General features: G+C 71.0%; 16 protein-coding genes and 1 pseudogene. 5 read left to right on the top strand and 12 right to left on the bottom strand.

Annotated features, from left to right (window positions below; all coding sequences use genetic code 11):
• A pseudogene (locus tag ACZ6NC_RS05905) lies at window positions 1–226 on the bottom strand (sensor histidine kinase); the annotation flags it as partial.
• Between the two features lie 185 nt (window positions 227–411).
• Here ACZ6NC_RS05905 and ACZ6NC_RS05910 point away from each other — a divergent pair.
• The gene (locus ACZ6NC_RS05910) at window positions 412–1,545 is read left to right on the top strand and encodes a hypothetical protein (protein WP_465729419.1); all 1,134 of its coding nucleotides are present in this window, start codon (window positions 412–414) and stop codon (window positions 1,543–1,545) included.
• A gap of 120 nt (window positions 1,546–1,665) precedes the next feature.
• Here the strand turns inward: ACZ6NC_RS05910 and ACZ6NC_RS05915 are convergent, their stop codons facing one another.
• Complete coding sequence (locus ACZ6NC_RS05915) at window positions 1,666–2,244, bottom strand: TetR/AcrR family transcriptional regulator (protein WP_465729420.1); 579 nt, start codon at window positions 2,242–2,244, stop codon at window positions 1,666–1,668.
• 204 nt (window positions 2,245–2,448) lie between these two features.
• Here ACZ6NC_RS05915 and ACZ6NC_RS05920 point away from each other — a divergent pair, with 204 nt between their 5' ends.
• Window positions 2,449–3,363: a TIGR03620 family F420-dependent LLM class oxidoreductase gene (locus ACZ6NC_RS05920; protein WP_465729422.1), complete on the top strand. Its 915-nt coding sequence runs from the start codon at window positions 2,449–2,451 to the stop codon at window positions 3,361–3,363.
• A 90-nt stretch (window positions 3,364–3,453) separates the two neighbouring features.
• Here the strand turns inward: ACZ6NC_RS05920 and ACZ6NC_RS05925 are convergent, their stop codons facing one another.
• From ACZ6NC_RS05925 to ACZ6NC_RS05940, 4 genes are all read right to left on the bottom strand, one after another.
• Window positions 3,454–4,008: a hypothetical protein gene (locus ACZ6NC_RS05925; RefSeq protein ID WP_465729424.1), complete on the bottom strand. Its 555-nt coding sequence runs from the start codon at window positions 4,006–4,008 to the stop codon at window positions 3,454–3,456.
• Between the two features lie 23 nt (window positions 4,009–4,031).
• The gene (locus ACZ6NC_RS05930; RefSeq protein WP_465729426.1) at window positions 4,032–5,660 is read right to left on the bottom strand and encodes an alpha/beta hydrolase; all 1,629 of its coding nucleotides are present in this window, start codon (window positions 5,658–5,660) and stop codon (window positions 4,032–4,034) included.
• A 20-nt stretch (window positions 5,661–5,680) separates the two neighbouring features.
• Complete coding sequence (locus ACZ6NC_RS05935) at window positions 5,681–5,992, bottom strand: hypothetical protein (protein ID WP_465729428.1); 312 nt, start codon at window positions 5,990–5,992, stop codon at window positions 5,681–5,683.
• Window positions 5,993–6,132: 140 nt separating this feature from the next.
• Window positions 6,133–7,008 carry a LysR family transcriptional regulator gene (locus tag ACZ6NC_RS05940; protein ID WP_465729430.1) on the bottom strand — a complete coding sequence of 292 codons (876 nt, stop codon included), beginning with the start codon at window positions 7,006–7,008 and terminating at the stop codon, window positions 6,133–6,135.
• A gap of 147 nt (window positions 7,009–7,155) precedes the next feature.
• On the opposite strand from ACZ6NC_RS05940, the gene ACZ6NC_RS05945 reads away from it, so the two are divergent.
• Complete coding sequence (locus tag ACZ6NC_RS05945) at window positions 7,156–7,647, top strand: cupin domain-containing protein (protein WP_465729432.1); 492 nt, start codon at window positions 7,156–7,158, stop codon at window positions 7,645–7,647.
• 191 nt (window positions 7,648–7,838) lie between these two features.
• Here ACZ6NC_RS05945 and ACZ6NC_RS05950 read toward each other — a convergent pair whose 3' ends face one another.
• The 3 genes from ACZ6NC_RS05950 to ACZ6NC_RS05960 all read right to left on the bottom strand — a co-directional run bounded on the left by ACZ6NC_RS05950 (window position 7,839) and on the right by ACZ6NC_RS05960 (window position 10,060).
• Window positions 7,839–8,201 carry a hypothetical protein gene (locus ACZ6NC_RS05950; RefSeq protein ID WP_465729434.1) on the bottom strand — a complete coding sequence of 121 codons (363 nt, stop codon included), beginning with the start codon at window positions 8,199–8,201 and terminating at the stop codon, window positions 7,839–7,841.
• A 144-nt stretch (window positions 8,202–8,345) separates the two neighbouring features.
• Window positions 8,346–9,365 carry an alpha/beta hydrolase gene (locus ACZ6NC_RS05955; protein WP_465729436.1) on the bottom strand — a complete coding sequence of 340 codons (1,020 nt, stop codon included), beginning with the start codon at window positions 9,363–9,365 and terminating at the stop codon, window positions 8,346–8,348.
• 161 nt (window positions 9,366–9,526) lie between these two features.
• Window positions 9,527–10,060, bottom strand: a complete 534-nt coding sequence (locus ACZ6NC_RS05960) for a PadR family transcriptional regulator (protein ID WP_465729438.1) — start codon at window positions 10,058–10,060, stop codon at window positions 9,527–9,529.
• Window positions 10,061–10,205: 145 nt separating this feature from the next.
• Between ACZ6NC_RS05960 and ACZ6NC_RS05965 the strand changes: the two genes are divergently transcribed.
• The gene (locus ACZ6NC_RS05965) at window positions 10,206–11,126 is read left to right on the top strand and encodes an alpha/beta hydrolase (protein ID WP_465729440.1); all 921 of its coding nucleotides are present in this window, start codon (window positions 10,206–10,208) and stop codon (window positions 11,124–11,126) included.
• A gap of 212 nt (window positions 11,127–11,338) precedes the next feature.
• Here ACZ6NC_RS05965 and ACZ6NC_RS05970 read toward each other — a convergent pair whose 3' ends face one another.
• The 3 genes from ACZ6NC_RS05970 to ACZ6NC_RS05980 all read right to left on the bottom strand — a co-directional run bounded on the left by ACZ6NC_RS05970 (window position 11,339) and on the right by ACZ6NC_RS05980 (window position 12,737).
• Complete coding sequence (locus ACZ6NC_RS05970) at window positions 11,339–11,536, bottom strand: hypothetical protein (RefSeq protein ID WP_465729442.1); 198 nt, start codon at window positions 11,534–11,536, stop codon at window positions 11,339–11,341.
• A 172-nt stretch (window positions 11,537–11,708) separates the two neighbouring features.
• Window positions 11,709–12,560: a helix-turn-helix domain-containing protein gene (locus ACZ6NC_RS05975; RefSeq protein ID WP_465729444.1), complete on the bottom strand. Its 852-nt coding sequence runs from the start codon at window positions 12,558–12,560 to the stop codon at window positions 11,709–11,711.
• Window positions 12,561–12,587: 27 nt separating this feature from the next.
• Window positions 12,588–12,737: a DUF6879 family protein gene (locus tag ACZ6NC_RS05980; RefSeq protein ID WP_465729446.1), complete on the bottom strand. Its 150-nt coding sequence runs from the start codon at window positions 12,735–12,737 to the stop codon at window positions 12,588–12,590.
• Between the two features lie 544 nt (window positions 12,738–13,281).
• Between ACZ6NC_RS05980 and ACZ6NC_RS05985 the strand changes: the two genes are divergently transcribed.
• Entirely contained in the window at window positions 13,282–14,460 is a 1,179-nt protein-coding gene (locus ACZ6NC_RS05985; RefSeq protein WP_465729448.1) for an rRNA adenine N-6-methyltransferase family protein, read from the top strand.
• Window positions 14,461–14,658: the final 198 nt, after the last annotated feature.

Genomic DNA, 14,658 nt, shown 5'->3' on the forward strand with positions numbered 1-14,658 from the left:
CCCGGTAGCGAGCCCGCTGAACGGCCGTCAGCACCGGGGTGCCGAGCAGGACCAGGGCGGCCGACACGGAAACCGTAAGGAGCCAGTTCCCCGTCTTGGCGGTAGTCGCCGCCGCCCAGGCCCACACGGGCACCAGCGCCAGGTGCGGCAGCACACCAGCGGCAAGAAAGCCGGTGTCCCGCCGCGCCCGGAGGACCGTGCGTATCAGTCCAGCTGGAATCGTCATGGCACGACGCTAGGGCACCGCAGGGGGACGGTGCCATGAAACCTGTACCCGATCTCATGGTGAACCTAGTACCAGCTGTAGATCTTGATCTTGGCCTGTGGGCGGACAGCATCTCGGGTCGGTAGGTCGGCTTCTGCTGGCCGCTGGCAGGTAACCGGGCCCGGTGGAACAGGCATTATGCCCCGGTGAGCATCGTCATCAAGTACTTCGTGGCACCGGACGCCGAAGCTGCCGCTGCTGTCGCGGAGGGTGGTCCCGACGGGGTCTTCGAGTCCCTGACCTTCGGCAACTTCGATGTCGAGGAGGCTCTGATCGAGTGGGAGAGCATCTTCACCGGTCGGGGCTTTGAGGAAGTCCCTGACGACGATGGTCCCGAGACTGTTGTCGACCCGGACGACGGCGAGGGTCCGCTCGTCCTCGCCGTCTCCGGCACCCTTCGAGATGCCCTGTGCACTGCCGTCGAGCACCGGCTCGCTGAAGTCAGCCGGCTGTGGGTGGCCGAGCGGGCGGCAGACGGCGAGGTCTTCGACCCCGAGATCGCCGTGTGGATCCTGAGCGGCTTGGCCGACCATGTTTGTCGCGGAACCCCGCCGCCGCTGGGTGGCCGCGACCCGGAGAAGCGCGGCAGGCTCCGCGGAGGCCAAGGCCTCGGACGACGACGGTGGCCTCCCTCGCGCGGGGGAGGCCACCGTCCCGCTCTCGTTCCACAGGGCTGTCCGGGTCGGCCGCGCAGGCTGATGAAGCCTGTTTGGCGGCGCGTGACGATGTGTGGCATGAGCGTTCGAACGAGCAACTCGCCCGTCATCTCCGCAGCGGCGCCGCCCCGCTGGGCTGTCTGCGTTGCGCACCTGACGACATGGGTGGTCCTGCCGAGCGGACTGTGGCGCATTGCCCTGGTGCTCGGATACCCAGCCGGATACACCGACGTTGGCTTCGAGAGCTTCCAGACGATCGGCGCGAAGGTATGGATGCTGTCACTCAGCGTGCTCTGCGAGCTCGCAGCCTTCCTCACGATCGGTCTGGTGCGTCCGTGGGGCGAGGTCGTGCCCCGCTGGATACCGCTGATCGGAGGACGCAGAGTCCGCCCGATGGCCGCCGTGGTTCCTGCCGCCCTGGGTGCGATGGTTCTGACCGTGCTCTGGGCCTTCGTCCCCTGGTGGTGGACCTTTCCTCACGATGACATGACACGGGCCGGGAACCTCGTCGTCGGCATCCTTTACCAGCCGCTGTTCCTCTGGGGCCCGCTCCTCGCCGCCGTCACCGTCTCCTACCACCGCCGCCATCGCACCCCGCGGTGCCGAGCAGAGATCGCCGCGTGAGCGCCCGCCCAGGGGTAGGCGGCGCGGCGAACCGGGGGGCCTCGGTGATGCCGGGGGGCACGAGCCGCTGAGGTGGCACGGATAGCTGGGGTCGGAGGGCGCGGCCGTGCTCGTGCGCGCCTACGTCGTGGTGCGGCCGGGCGCCGGCGTGTGCACGGCGTCCAGGATGAGCGCGAGCAGGCGGTCGGCGCGGGCCTCGTCGGCCGGTCCTGGTCCGGTGGTGGTGAGGGCGACCCCGAGGGCGAGTTGGAGCAGGTCGTCGGCGGTCAGGTCCGGGCGTGCCGTGCCGTCGCGCTGGGCGTGGGTGAGGACGGACGCGGCGGCGTCCTCGATCCGCTGGTGGCAGTCCACGCCCAGCGCGTCGGAGACCTCCAGCAGCAGCGCGCCGCCGAGGCCGTGGTTGGTGCGGGCGTGGGCGACGAACGCGCGCAGCCACTCGGCGAGGGCCCGGTCGGCGGGCTCGGTGGCGGTCAGCTCGTCGGCGCGGGCGCAGAGTCGTCCGACGCGGTCTTGGAGGACGGCGGCGAGCAGGGCGGCCCGGGTGGGGAAGTGCCGGTAGAGGGTGCCCGGCCCGACGCCGGCCCGCCGGGCGATGTCGTTGAGCGAGGCCTCGGCGCCGGCCTCGGCGAACGCCTCCTGGGCGGCTGCGAGCAGGCGCTCGCGGTTGCGCCGGGCGTCGGTGCGCTGCGTCGGGGGCATGGGCGGGGTCCTCGCGATCGGTGGGCGGTGGGGGCCTGTGGGGGCCGGTGGGGGCTGGGTGGTGGCGGCGGGGCGGTGGTCAAGCGGAGAGGTTCTCCGTATTGTAGGCCGGGGCAAACCGGAGAACCTCTCCGGATGGCCCCGCTGTGGCGCGCCCTGCCGCGCCCTGCCCTGACGATCACGGACAAGCTTCGAGGAGCACCGATGACGGACACTGCGTGGAACGGCCTCGGCAAGGTCGGGATCTGGACCTTCGCCTTCGACGCCCAGCCCGCCGGCCGGGTCCGGGAGGCCGCCGCGGAGGTCGAGGCGCTCGGGTACGGTGCGATCTGGTTCGGCGAGGCGTTCGGTCGGGAGACGGCGGGCCAGGCCTGGCTGCTCCTGTCGGCGACCCGCCGGCTCACCATCGCCTCCGGCATCGCCAACATCGCCTTTCGCGACCCGATCGCCGCCGCCACCGCCACCCGCACCCTCGGCGAGGCCTTCCCCGGCCGCTACCTGCTCGGCCTCGGCGGCCACCGGGTGGACGACACCGTCCACAAGCTCGACGGCTACCCGATGCCGGCCCGCGGCCGCGCGGTCGCCACCATGACCGCCTACCTGGACGCGATGGACGCCGTCCCCACGCACAGCCCGGTGCCGGATCCGGCGCCCCGCCGCGTGCTGGCCGCACTCGGCCCGAAGATGCTCCGGCTCGCCGCCGAACGCACCTGGGGCGCCCACCCCTACTTCGTCCCGGTCGAACACACCCTGCGAGCCCGCGAGTTGATGGGGCCAGACGCCTTCCTCGGCGTCGAGCAGGCCGTCGTCCTGGACACCGACCCGGCCCGCGCCCGCGAAGTGGCCACCGCCCACGTCGCCGCCTACGTCTCGATGGCCGCTCACCAGGAGGCCAACGTCCGGCGGCTCGGCTTCGGCGACGCGGACATCGTGGGCGGCCCGAGCCGCCGCCTGGTCGACGCGATCGTCGCCCACGGCGACGCCGACGCCATCCGCCGCCGCGTCCGCGAACACCTCGACGCCGGCGCCGACCACGTCTGCATCCAGGTCCTCACCGCCGACCCGGCCGCCCTCCCCGCCCGCGAGTGGCGCGAACTGGCCCCGGCGTTGCTGCACTGAGGGCCGGCTGCCCGTGGCGGAGGCGACTTCCGTGGGAGCGCCGGCCTCGTGACACGTGCCCCGTCGACGCGGCCGGGGAACGCCGCCGACTCACGGGGTGGGGGAGGCCGACGCGGTGGGCGGCAGGAGGCAGGGGGTGTTGACGCTCAGGGCCATGCGTGTGTCATCGGTGCTGAAGACGGTGGTGACGTAACGGCTGTCGGGGTGGCGCGCGGTGACGGTGGAGTTCGGCTGTGTGGCCGGTGTCTCGTGGTAGCTCGAGATCCTCAGGCCTTCGTTCGTCAGCAGGTCCCGGACGCTGCGGACGACATCGTTCTGCCGTGCAGCGGGAACGTCGCTGTGGGCGAAGTACAGGAGGGTGTATCGGTCGTCGGGCGCCGATTCGCCGTTCCTGCCGATGCACGGACTGAAGGTGATCTGCTCCGGTTCGCTGTTGATCTCGATGCCAGCGGTCTGGGCCAGGTGCGCCATGAGCTGACGTGCCCAGTCGAGCGCCTCCTGGCGGGACTTGACGGGCAGAGGGTCGTTCTTCCCGGTACCGGGGCTGGACATGCAGGCTCCAAGGGTGGCGGCCATCAGCGCCACTGCCATGAAGCGCTTCAGTCGGGTGCGGGTGACGGACCGGTAGGTGGACGGACGGTTCATGGGATGGTCTCTCTTGGATCGGCTCACGAGTGCCAGAAGGGGATGACCCCTCCAAGGTTCATTTCCTTGGGCTCGATCTCCGGCGGTTTCCCGGCGATGATCTTTCCCTGGTTGTAGAGGCTTTCCGAGTTGTCGTCCCAGTAGCCGCCGTGGCCCTCGGTGTCGATGTAGAGGTTGTGGCCGCCGAATCCGAGGTTGTGGGGGCCGGGTCCCAAGGTGTACCCGCCGACGAGGCGCGTGGGGTCGTCCTCGGCCTCCCCGATCCAGACATGGTCGGGGTCGATATGAAGCTGCTTGGCCTCGTCGACGCCCATGCCAGGACTGCCGAGCGCGACGATCTCGTCGGCGTGCAGGCCGTCGCCGCCCCGGGCGGCGACGCCGACGGCGTAACTGCCGTAGCTGTGCGCGATGTAGGTGAGATGGGTCTTCGGCTCACCGTGCGCGACCCTGAGCCCGTCGGAGAAACGCCGCATGTCGTCGGCGCCGTCCTTTCCGCGCTGGGGATTCGCCGCTTCGATGATGCTCTCTGGGGTGTCGTAGCCGAGGTAGGAGATCACCGACGCGGTCTCGCCGGCTTTGGCGGCCCCCTCGGCGACGCCCTGCAGCTTGCGGATGAGGTCGATCTGCCCCGGGACGCCGTTGAATTCGGTGTTCGTGCCCGGAACGAACACGGCGGTGTGCGTGGCCTTGTCCGGGTTGCCTGTGGCGACGATCGCGCGTCCGTCGCCCTCGTAGGCCTCGGGGTTGATGCCCAGGAGGAACATCTGGTGTTGCTCGTCCTTCGCGTTGGCAGTCTCCTCGAGCTTGCCCTTGATGGTCTGGAGCGCGGCCTTGCGCTTGTCGTAGGTCGACTGGTCGAGGCCGAGCGAGGCGGGTGTCCCGGCCTGCAAGGCGTCGAGCTTCTGGTCCAGCACGAGCCGGTTGGCCTCGTCGCGGGCGGTGGCCGGCAGGCCGTCGAGAGCGCCGATCTTGGCCGCGTTCAGGGCCAGATACGTTTCCTGCTGGTCGGGTGTCAGGCCCTTCCACCACTCGGCGTTCTTCTTCGGGTCCTTGCCGTCGGGGATGTACGGGTCGGCCAGGCCGAGGTCATTCATCACGCGCGCTGCGTCGGCCCGCGTCTCGGCCACGGCTCCGTTCGCCCGCTGGCCGTTCAGGATCTCCCCGTTGAGGCGTACGAGGGCGCTGCAGCCCTGGTTGCTCGCCCCCTGGGCGTCCTTCAGCGCCTGGTTGATCCGGTCCTGGTAGCCGGTCCTGAGGCTCATGAGGTTGCGGCGATCGGCCTGGGCGTCCGGGTCGTTGTGCTCCCCGGGGCCCACGGGCGGGAGGCTGACCACGCCGTCCGCCGACACGGTCAGGCCGGAGTCCTGCGCGCGGTGTACCGCGTTCGTCAGGTTCGTCTGCGCCTGGTACATCCGGTCGGCGACCGTGTTCAGCGTGAGCGCGGCCGCCTCTGCCTCCACCCGGACGACGTCCAGCTGCTGCTCGGTGCGCTCCATGTAGGGATACGCCGCACTGGCGTCCGCGCCCGTCCAGTGCTGGTGCAGCGGCCCGTTCACCTGGTTGCGGTGGCGGGAGCCCACGGTCTCCGCGGTGTGTGCCAGCGCCTTCCAGTTCTTCGCGACGTCGCGCAGCCCCTGCGGGTCGAACTTCACCAACAACTCGTAGACGCTGCTCACTGCTTCGCCCCCTGCTGCTGGCCCCAGGCGCCGGCCACCGCCTGGTCGTTGTGGCTGTGGGCATCGGCGTTCGCGTCCAGGTTGGTCGCGGTGGCCGTGATCCGCTGCTGAAGCGCCGCGAGCGGCGCGGCCCAGCTGCTCCCCAGTAGCCCGAGCCCGCCGGCGACCGACCAGCCGGTGAGCTGAGCGGACGTCGTGGTCGCCGAGGTCAGGGCGGCTTGGATGGGCTTGCCGAACTCCTCAGCGAGGGTCCTGGCGACTTGTGCCGATGCATGAAGTTCTTGCGGAACAACGCTGACGTCTGCCAACGCGATCTCCCCCCGGAGTAAAAGCCAGATGCGGTTTGGGCCGCATAAAAAGTATGCCAATACAATACGCTACGCATCCGTACAGATACTCAGATGATAGGCAGGCGGACTGACAATCTGTGGGCCGTCACCCGTTGGCTTCACTTCTGCAGGGCCCGCAGCAGTTGTCGGACGGCGGCCGTCGGGGGGTCTGTGGGGACGGCGAGCGAGGTGGTCACCGTCGGTCCGGTGAGCGGGCGGACGGCCACGTGCGGCAGTTGGGGCAGGCCGGTGACCTCGTAGAAGACCGTCCAGGACGGCTCGACGTCGCCGCCCAGCTCCGTGAGGGTCTCCTGGAGGCTGGTGAACGGCGCCGTGCGGGGCGGATCGATGCCGGCGGCACGGCAGGCACCGGTCACCAGGTCGTGGAACGGCGGGTTGCGGTCCCGGGTGGCCAACCGCAGTGGCAGGAAGCCCAGTTGCTCCAGGCGCAGTTCGGGTTCCGCCGCGAGGGGGTGGCCGGCCGGGAGGGCGACGAAGAGCGGATCGCGCCACACCGGGACCAGTCGGAGACCGGGGTGGTCCGGGAGGGCGTCGGCGCGGACGAGGGCCGCGTCCAGCTCGCCCCGGTGCAGTGCCGCCAGCCGTTCGGCCGGCGACGCCCGCCGCAGCCGCACCCGCAGTCGCGGTGTGCGGTCGGCGAGTTCGGCCAGGGCCCGGTACAGCCGGTCGTCAGGCACCTGGACGGTGCCCAGCCGCAGCACCCCGTCCCGGCCGCCACGCACCTCGGCGGCCACCAGGCCGACCTGCCGGACGGCGGCGAGCGCCGCCCGCGCCTCCGGCAGCAGGCGTTCACCGGCGGCGGAGAGCCGGGTGTGCCGGGTGGAGCGGTCGAAGAGCGCCACGCCGAGCTCCCGTTCCAGTCTGCGGATCTGCTGGCTCACGGCCGACTGCACGATGTCCAGCCGCTCGGCCGCCCGACCGAACCCGCCGTGCTCCGCCACGGCGACGAAGTACTGAAGCTGCCTCAGCTCCACCTGATTCCCCCGCTCATCACGATCGATGATGACTGTGTGCTCCAAGTGCTTCTGGTCCGCCGATCATCCCGGCCGGTCCAATGGGGACCAACCCGGTTCCGGACGTCGGAGGCCCGGGGACGGCGCAAGTCGGGAGGCGGAGAGAACATGGGAAGCAAGCAGCCGGGCCCGCTCGTGGTGCAGCCGGCCGAGGTGGAGCGTGTGGAGATGCCGCACGGCGTCTTCCGGCTGCTGGCCGATGCCGGCAGCACGGGCGGCGCGTTGGGTGCCAACCGGCTGACGCTCGGCACGGGCGCCGACGGTGCCAGGCCGCACTACCACGCGGTGTCCTGGGAGGTGTTCTCCGTCCTCGACGGCACCGCCGAGTTCCTGCTCGGTGACCGGATGGCCGTCGTGGGCGCCGGCGGCCTGGTCGCCGTACCCCCGGGCCTGCCCCACGCCTTCGGAGCCGCCGCGGACGGTCCGACTGACCTGCTCGTCATCGCCGCGCCGGGTGTGGAGCGCTTCGAGTACTTCCGCCGGCTGTCCAGGATCGCCGGGGGCGGGGAGCGGTTCGACGACCTGCTGCCCGACCAGGCCACCTACGACGTGCACTTCGTCGGGAGCAGCGTCTGGGATTCGGCACGGGACCGGGGCTGAATCCTCAAGTCGCGGCACCGTGAGGCGCGTTGGTGCGAGCCGGAGGACCGGGGATCCGATCAGCGGAACCTTGTCATCCGGGCCGAGGACGCGGAGCAGGAAGTCGACGGGGGTGACTTCCTGCTCCGGACGGTAGGTGGAGCCTGCCGTGCTACCAGGAGGCTGCCGTTTCTACCGGGAGCCTGCCGTCGCTACCGGGAGGCGTCCGAGTCCCGGAGGCGCTGGAGGCGGAGGTTGAGCGCGCCCCAGATCCACGCGGCGGAGAGCGGGAGCGTGACGACGGTGAGGCCGACGGCGCTGCGGATGCGGTCGTCCACGACGCGGGCGCACCGGTCGCGGGAGTAGGTCGCCGAGGAGGCGTCGACGAGTGCCGGGGAGCCGCACTCGGTGCGGCCGCTGCTCCCTGCGGTGGCAGGGAGGAAGGCCACGCCGATCGCCCAGATCCATCCGACGACCGTCAGGACCCCGAGTGTGTTGACCACCCAGTGCTGGACACGATTGGCGCGACGCCACGCCCGCTCGTCGCTCTCCCGCAGATACTCCGCTACCTCCATGGTCTCCCCCTGTGTTCGATGCGGTCGGTGGTCGGAGGGATCATTCCAGGCCGTGCGCCTGGCGGCCAACAGTCGGGCCGTGAGGACCCGTCCCCGCCGGGACCGCTGTGACCTCCCCGCCGTGACCGTCGTGCCGGAGACGGTTCATCGTCCGAGGAGCCTCCGGAGCCAGCGGGTCCGCGCGTCGCGGGCGTCCCGGGTGAGGACCGCCTGTGGCGCGAGGCTGTCGAATCCGTGGAAGGCGCCGGGCCATACGTGCAGTTCGGCTGCGCCGCCGGCCTGCCAGATCGCGTTGGCGTAGGCGACGGCCTCGTCCCTGAAGGTCTCGGCCGACCCGACCTCGACGTAGGCCGGGGGCAGCCCGGACAGGTCCGTGGCGCGGGCGGGGGCCGCGTAGGGCGGAAGGTCGGAGGCGCCGTACCGTTCGCCCAGCAGGGCTTGCCACGCGGTCGCGTTGGAGGTTCGGTCCCAGGTGTCGATGCCGGCCAGCTGGTGGCTGGAGAAGGTGGTGCCGCGGTCGTCGAGCATCGGGCTCAGCAGCAGTTGACCGATCAAAGCCGGCCCGCCGCGGTCGCGGGTCAGCAGGGCGAGTGCTGCGGCGAGTCCGGCACCGGCGCTCTTCCCTCCCAGGATGATGCGGTCCGCGTCGAGGCCCAGTTCGGCCGCCTGGTCGGCGGCCCGGACGAGTCCGGCGTAACAGTCCTCCACGGCGCCGGGGTACCGCACCTGCGGCGCCAGTCGGTACTCGACGGAGACGACGGCGAGTTGCAGCGGGAGAGCCCATTCGAGAAGCACCTGCGGAAGGACGGACCACGCATTGCCCATGACCATTCCACCGCCGTGCATGTAGTACAGGAGCGGCAGCGGCCCGGTGACGCCGGCGGGCCGTGCGCTGACGAGCGTGATGTCGTGCCCGCCCGGCCCTCCCGGCACACGCAGCTCCGACACCTCGAAGCGGCCGTCGGCCCGCAGCTCCTGGGCCGTCGGCCTGGGCCGGGACGTCGCATCCTGCTCCTGCCGGGCCGCGAGGTTCTCCGGGGTGAGCGCTTCCCGCGCCTCCGCTCCCATGGCTGCCAGCACGGCCCGAAGTTCCGGGTCGAAGGGAGGCGCCTGCGGGGCTGTCGACTCAGGCTCGAGCTCCGACGGCATTCGTCCGGCACCCATCACAGGACCTCCCCTTGGCCGAGGGATGCCCGGCGGCATCCCGACCATGACAGCCTGCCAGCCCGCAGCGCCCGTGGGGCCGCCCCGGGACCTGTCGGTCGGCACTGGGCCCGGGCCGTCGGTCGGCGCGTCCGCCCGGCTCCGATGCCGGATCCCCGTGTTCAGGCGTACTCGGCTGCCAGCGCCTCCCAGAAGTCGACGTAGTTCTGCTCGTGCCGGACGCCGAGGTCGAGCAGGCGGGCCCGGGATGGAGTGGCCGGATCCGCTGGGTCCAGGTCGGCGAGTCGCCGGCGGTAGTCGTCGGCCCATCTCCGGTGCCGGGCGGCCTGGGTCAGGGCCAGCTCGGCGACCTCGGCCGGGGAGGCGAGGTCGGTGAAGGTGAGTTTGAGCAGCGAAGGGTTGCGGGTCTCCGGCGGGGGTGTGGTCGGATCGGCCAGCCAGCGGTGCAGGGCCTCGCGCCCGGCGTCGGTGAGGTGGAAGACGCGGCGTCGCCGGCCGTGTTCCTCGGCGTGCTCGGTCAGCAGGCCGAGTTCTGCCAGCTTGGGCGGGTCTCGGTAGAGCTGGGCGTGCGGGATCGGCCAGTAGTTGTCGATGCTCTGCTCGACCCGCGTCTTCAGCTCGTACGGCGTCATCGGGCCGTTGCGGGCGATCAGCCCGAGCACCACGTACTGCGAGGGCGTCAGCTCGTCCATCATCCCGTCCTCCGGTCGACCCGATGGTCGACCCGATGGCTGCCCCGATGGCCGACCCGGCGGTCGACCCGAGACGCCATTGCGACCGTCTCAATGAGACTATAGGTTAGTTCTATTGAGATGGTCGCAATGAGACGATTGGGAGCCGATGAACGTGCACCCCGAGCTGGTCGACGTCCTGGCCACGCTGCCGGAGTTCGACCCGCTGGCCGATCCACCGGTCACCCGGGCCCACCTGCGCAGCGTGCTGGCCGCCAAACCCCCGCTCGTGGACCCCCGCCTGGTCGTCGAGCACCTCGCCATCCCCGGCCCGGCGGGCGACCTGCAGGTCCGCCTGTACCGGCCCACCGGTGAGACGACGTCGACCCGCCCCGCGGTGATGTACTTCCACGGCGGCGCGTTCATCTCCGGCGATCTGGACACCGGTGACACCAACTGCCGCGACATCTGCCTCGCCGCCGACGCCGTCGTCGTCTCGGTGGACTACCGCCTCGCCCCCGAACACCCCTACCCCGCCGCCTTCGACGACTGCTATGCCGCACTGAAGTGGACCGCCGCCAACGCCGACACTCTCGGCGCGGACCCGAACCGGATCGCCGTCTCCGGCCGCTCGGCCGGCGGGGCACTCGCCGCAGCGACCGCCCTGGCGTCCCGGGACCGTGGCGGCCCCGCCCTCGCCTACCAACTGCTCCTCGTCCCCACCGTGGACGACCGGTGCGACCAGCCGTCGGTCGACGCGGTCAGCGACGGCCGAGTGATCGACGGGCGAGCAGTGCGCGGAATGTGGCTGCTGTATCTGGGGTCGAGGCCGGCCGACCAGTACGCAGCCCCGGCCCGGGCAAGCAGCCTGGCCGGCCTGCCGCCCACCTACCTCGTGGTCTGCGAGCAGGACCCGCTGCGCGACCAGGGCCTGGACTACGCGCGACGGCTCATCACCGCCGGCGTCCCCACCGAGATCCATCACGTGCCGGGGGCGTTCCACCTCTTCGAGGGCTACGCCCCCACCAGCTCGCTCGCCCGCCGCACCACCACGGCCTGGACCACGGCCCTGGCTGCCGCACTGCGCTGAGGCGTGGCTCGCCGCTCGCACGAGGCGTCGAGAGTCGGGTGAGCGCGGACGACTCGGCGGCCGGTGGGCAGGCGCACGCAGGTGCGGTCAGCCGGACGGGCTCCTCCGGGGCTGCCACCAGTGGTGGCGTACGCCCACGGCCACTGCGCTTCGGCGCGCCCCCTTGGAGCAGCTCCGCCGCCGAGTTCAGCCGGGTGATTCCGAGGTGGCCGTCACAGAGCGGCCAGCGCGGCGGCGAGTTCGCCGGCGGTCGGCCTGTCCTGCGCCGGCGCGAGCAGCACCGTCCGCAGCGCGCGTTGGCAGGAAGGCCAGGCTGTTGTAGGGGTGAGCGAGAGCCGCCCACCGGCGATGGCGATGCGGAGGTCGGCGGGGGCGAGGTCGAAGCGGGCGTCGGCGGTGTCGGTGGTCATGCGGGGCCTCTCGGCCGTGGTGGACAAGGTGCTCGTTCCGAATGTGGCGGGAGGGTTCGGCGCGATGGCGACGTCGGCTTGGGGCAGGAAGCCGCCCCACAGTGGGTGATGTCAACGACGGTAGTGAGTGGTCGATCCACCGCCCAACGCGACTGCGGTCGATTGCGTGATCTCACCCGAGAGCGTCGATCGCCGCTGTGATCAGTGCGCGAGCCTCGGGCCCGCGGACGGCGTGTTCGCCCAACTCGGCGAACGCACGTCCATACATGGCTACTTCGCTCGGCTGGGTGATCGTGAGGTATCCGGAGACCAGCTCGACACTGACCTGCGTGGTGTCGTAGATCCAGAAGCCCTCGACGGGCCACGCCTTGTCGCGAGCCGGCTGCATGGGGAGCACTCCGAGGCTGATGTTCGGGCGCCTGCCTACGGCCATGAGGTGGTGCAACTGCTCGCGCATGACGTCCCGGCCACCCAGGCCGTTGCGCAGGACACTCTCCTCGATCAGGAGGGCGAAGCGGTGGGCGCCGTCAGTCAGGATGTGCTGGCGCGCCATGCGCTCGTCCACGGCGGCGGAGACGTCGTCGACCAGGCCGCGCCGGTCACGGATCGCGGAGAGGATCGCCGTCGTGTAGGCGCAGGTCTGGACGATGCCGGGCAGCAGCCAGGACGAGTACGCACGAAAGCACCGGGTGCGCTCGTAGAGCGGGCGAACCGCCTCCTGGGCCTGGCGGAGCCCGGTCCTCTCCATCCGCCGCCACTCGACGTACATCGAGTCCGCCGCCCGGCTCTTGGCGATCAGGTCGGCGGCCTGGTCGGCGGCGCCGCAGGCGAGACACCAGGCGCGGATGTCGGCGTCGGACGGCACGGCCTTCGCGTTGATGATGCGACTGGTCTTGGCCGGGTTCCAGCCGCAACGAGCAGCCAGCTCCCGTCCCTGCAACCCGGCGTCCAGCATCAGCTCCCGGAGGCGATCGGCAACGGCTCTACGCGCGGCCTGGGCGCTGGAGGACGGTGAAGCGGGCACGGGGGCTGGCTGTCCGGTGGGTGTCGGTCAGATCGTGTAGTTCTCGTGGTCGATGCCACGATCCCAGACGGCCTCGAAGGCGGCGGAGCAGAGCTTCACCGTGGCCGGTTCGGATGTGACCTCCATGCCGTGCTCCGCCGGAGTGTTGGGGTAGATCCCCAGGAAGCGCAGTGTCATGGTGCTCTCCCGCAGCAGGCTGATTGTTCGTGCTCGCGCCACGGTCGCGTGCGGCCGACGGACGGTCAAGGGCGCACGGGGGCGCGGAGGGGCGCCGGCTGCAACGAGCCGCACACCGCGCTCGGATGAAGTTGCGCAATCCTTCGCAACTTCGTTGAGGGCGCTTTCCGGTGCTCTCTACGGTGTGGTTGGTCACCCGATGTGACGCATCCGTGACGCGGCCGGTCACACGGGTCGACCGCACGGCTCGCGACAACCAGGAGGAGCAGCGGCATGACAACGCTCACGACCCCGCGGCCACCCACCCCTCAGCCGCCGGCGCCGCCCGGGCCGGGACCCATGGTCCCGGCGAGCGGCGCGGTCAGGTGTGCGACGACCACCTTCACGAAGTGGACGACCCTGATGGGCGACCAGAACAAGGGCGGTCCGAACGACGGCAAGGGTGGCGGCCACGCCAAACCGGGAGGGCCGGTGATCGGGCCTTCCCCCTCGAAGGACGGCAGCGGTCCCACCCCTGACCCGAAGCACCGGAAGTGACCTCACGGTGAAGAGGCACCAGCACACCCCGGAGCAGGCCGCCATGCGTGGCCTGCTCCAGGCCGTTCGCGACACCCTCGGCCACGACGTGGCCCCCGAGTGGACGAAGGCCGCCGAAGCGGCACCTCGACACTGCTTCCTGCCCGAGTTGGTCTGGCTGGACGACGGCGACGGCTACCAGCCGTGCGACCGCCGGAGCAGCCCCGACCAGTGGTTCGCTGCCGCTGGTTGCGACGAGCCCGTGGTGACGCAGCTGAACGACGGCACGGTGCCCGACGATCTGGCCGACGCGTGGCCGTCGTCCTCGTCCTCGGCGCCGTCGATCGTGTTCCGGATGCTTGAGATGCTCGAACTCCAGCCGGGTATGAAGGTGTTGGAGATCGGCACCGGCACCGGCTGGACGAGCGCCCTGATGTCGCACCGGCTCGGCGACGCGAATGTGACGACGATCGAGCTCGACCTTTCCCTGGCGGTGCGGGCCCGCGCCGTGCTGAGGGAAGCCGGGTTCGGCCCGGAGGTCGTCTACGGAGACGGGGCTTTGGGGTGGGGCCGGCATGCCCCCTACGACCGGGTGGTGGCCACCTGCGCGGTTCAGAGGATCCCGGCACCGTGGATCGGCCAGACGAGGCCGGGCGGTGTGATCCTCACCCCGTGGGACAACCCCTGGGCGCACTGGGGGCTTCTGCGCCTGGCGGTCGGCGACGACGGGACGGCGGTCGGCCGGTACAGCCCGGACAGTGCGTTCATGCTGATGCGCACCCAGCGTACTCATCTGGAGATCTACCGGGACGTGGTGAAGGACGATCACCGGGCCGCCGAGTCCACGACGACGCTGCCCCGCCGTGCGGTGGTGGGGGGAGAGGCGGCGTTCGCCATCGGGCACCGCCTCGGCGATGTCTGGCACACCTGGGAGGACGTTCCGGTGGAAGGGGTGGCGGACCGGTTGTGGATCGCCACTACGGACGCGTGCTCGTGGGCAGCAGTGGATCACGACGGGAGCGCGGAGGACCTGTTCACGGTCTACCAGCACGGGCCGCGCCGGCTCTGGGACGAGGTCGAGGCGGCATATGGGTGGTGGACGGACAGCGGCCGCCCCGGGCCCAGCCGGTTCGGCGTCTCCGTCACCCCTGAGGGCCGGCACTGGGCTTGGCTCGACCGGCCGTCGAACGGGTGGTCCCTGCGGTAGGTCGTTGGCGTGGAGGACCTGCCGTGGGGCAGGGCCTCCACGCTTGTGTCACGGGGTGGGGATGGGCGGCGCCGAGGTCAGGGAGCGAAGGCGGTCGGCTTGTCAGACAGGTCTTGGTGCCCGTCTGCCGATGAACGTGACGAAACTGTGCTGATCGAATCCGTCGTTCCCCGATACGCTCTTGCGTCGATCAAGACA

The sequence above is a fragment of the Kitasatospora sp. NPDC041988 genome (assembly GCF_055588525.1).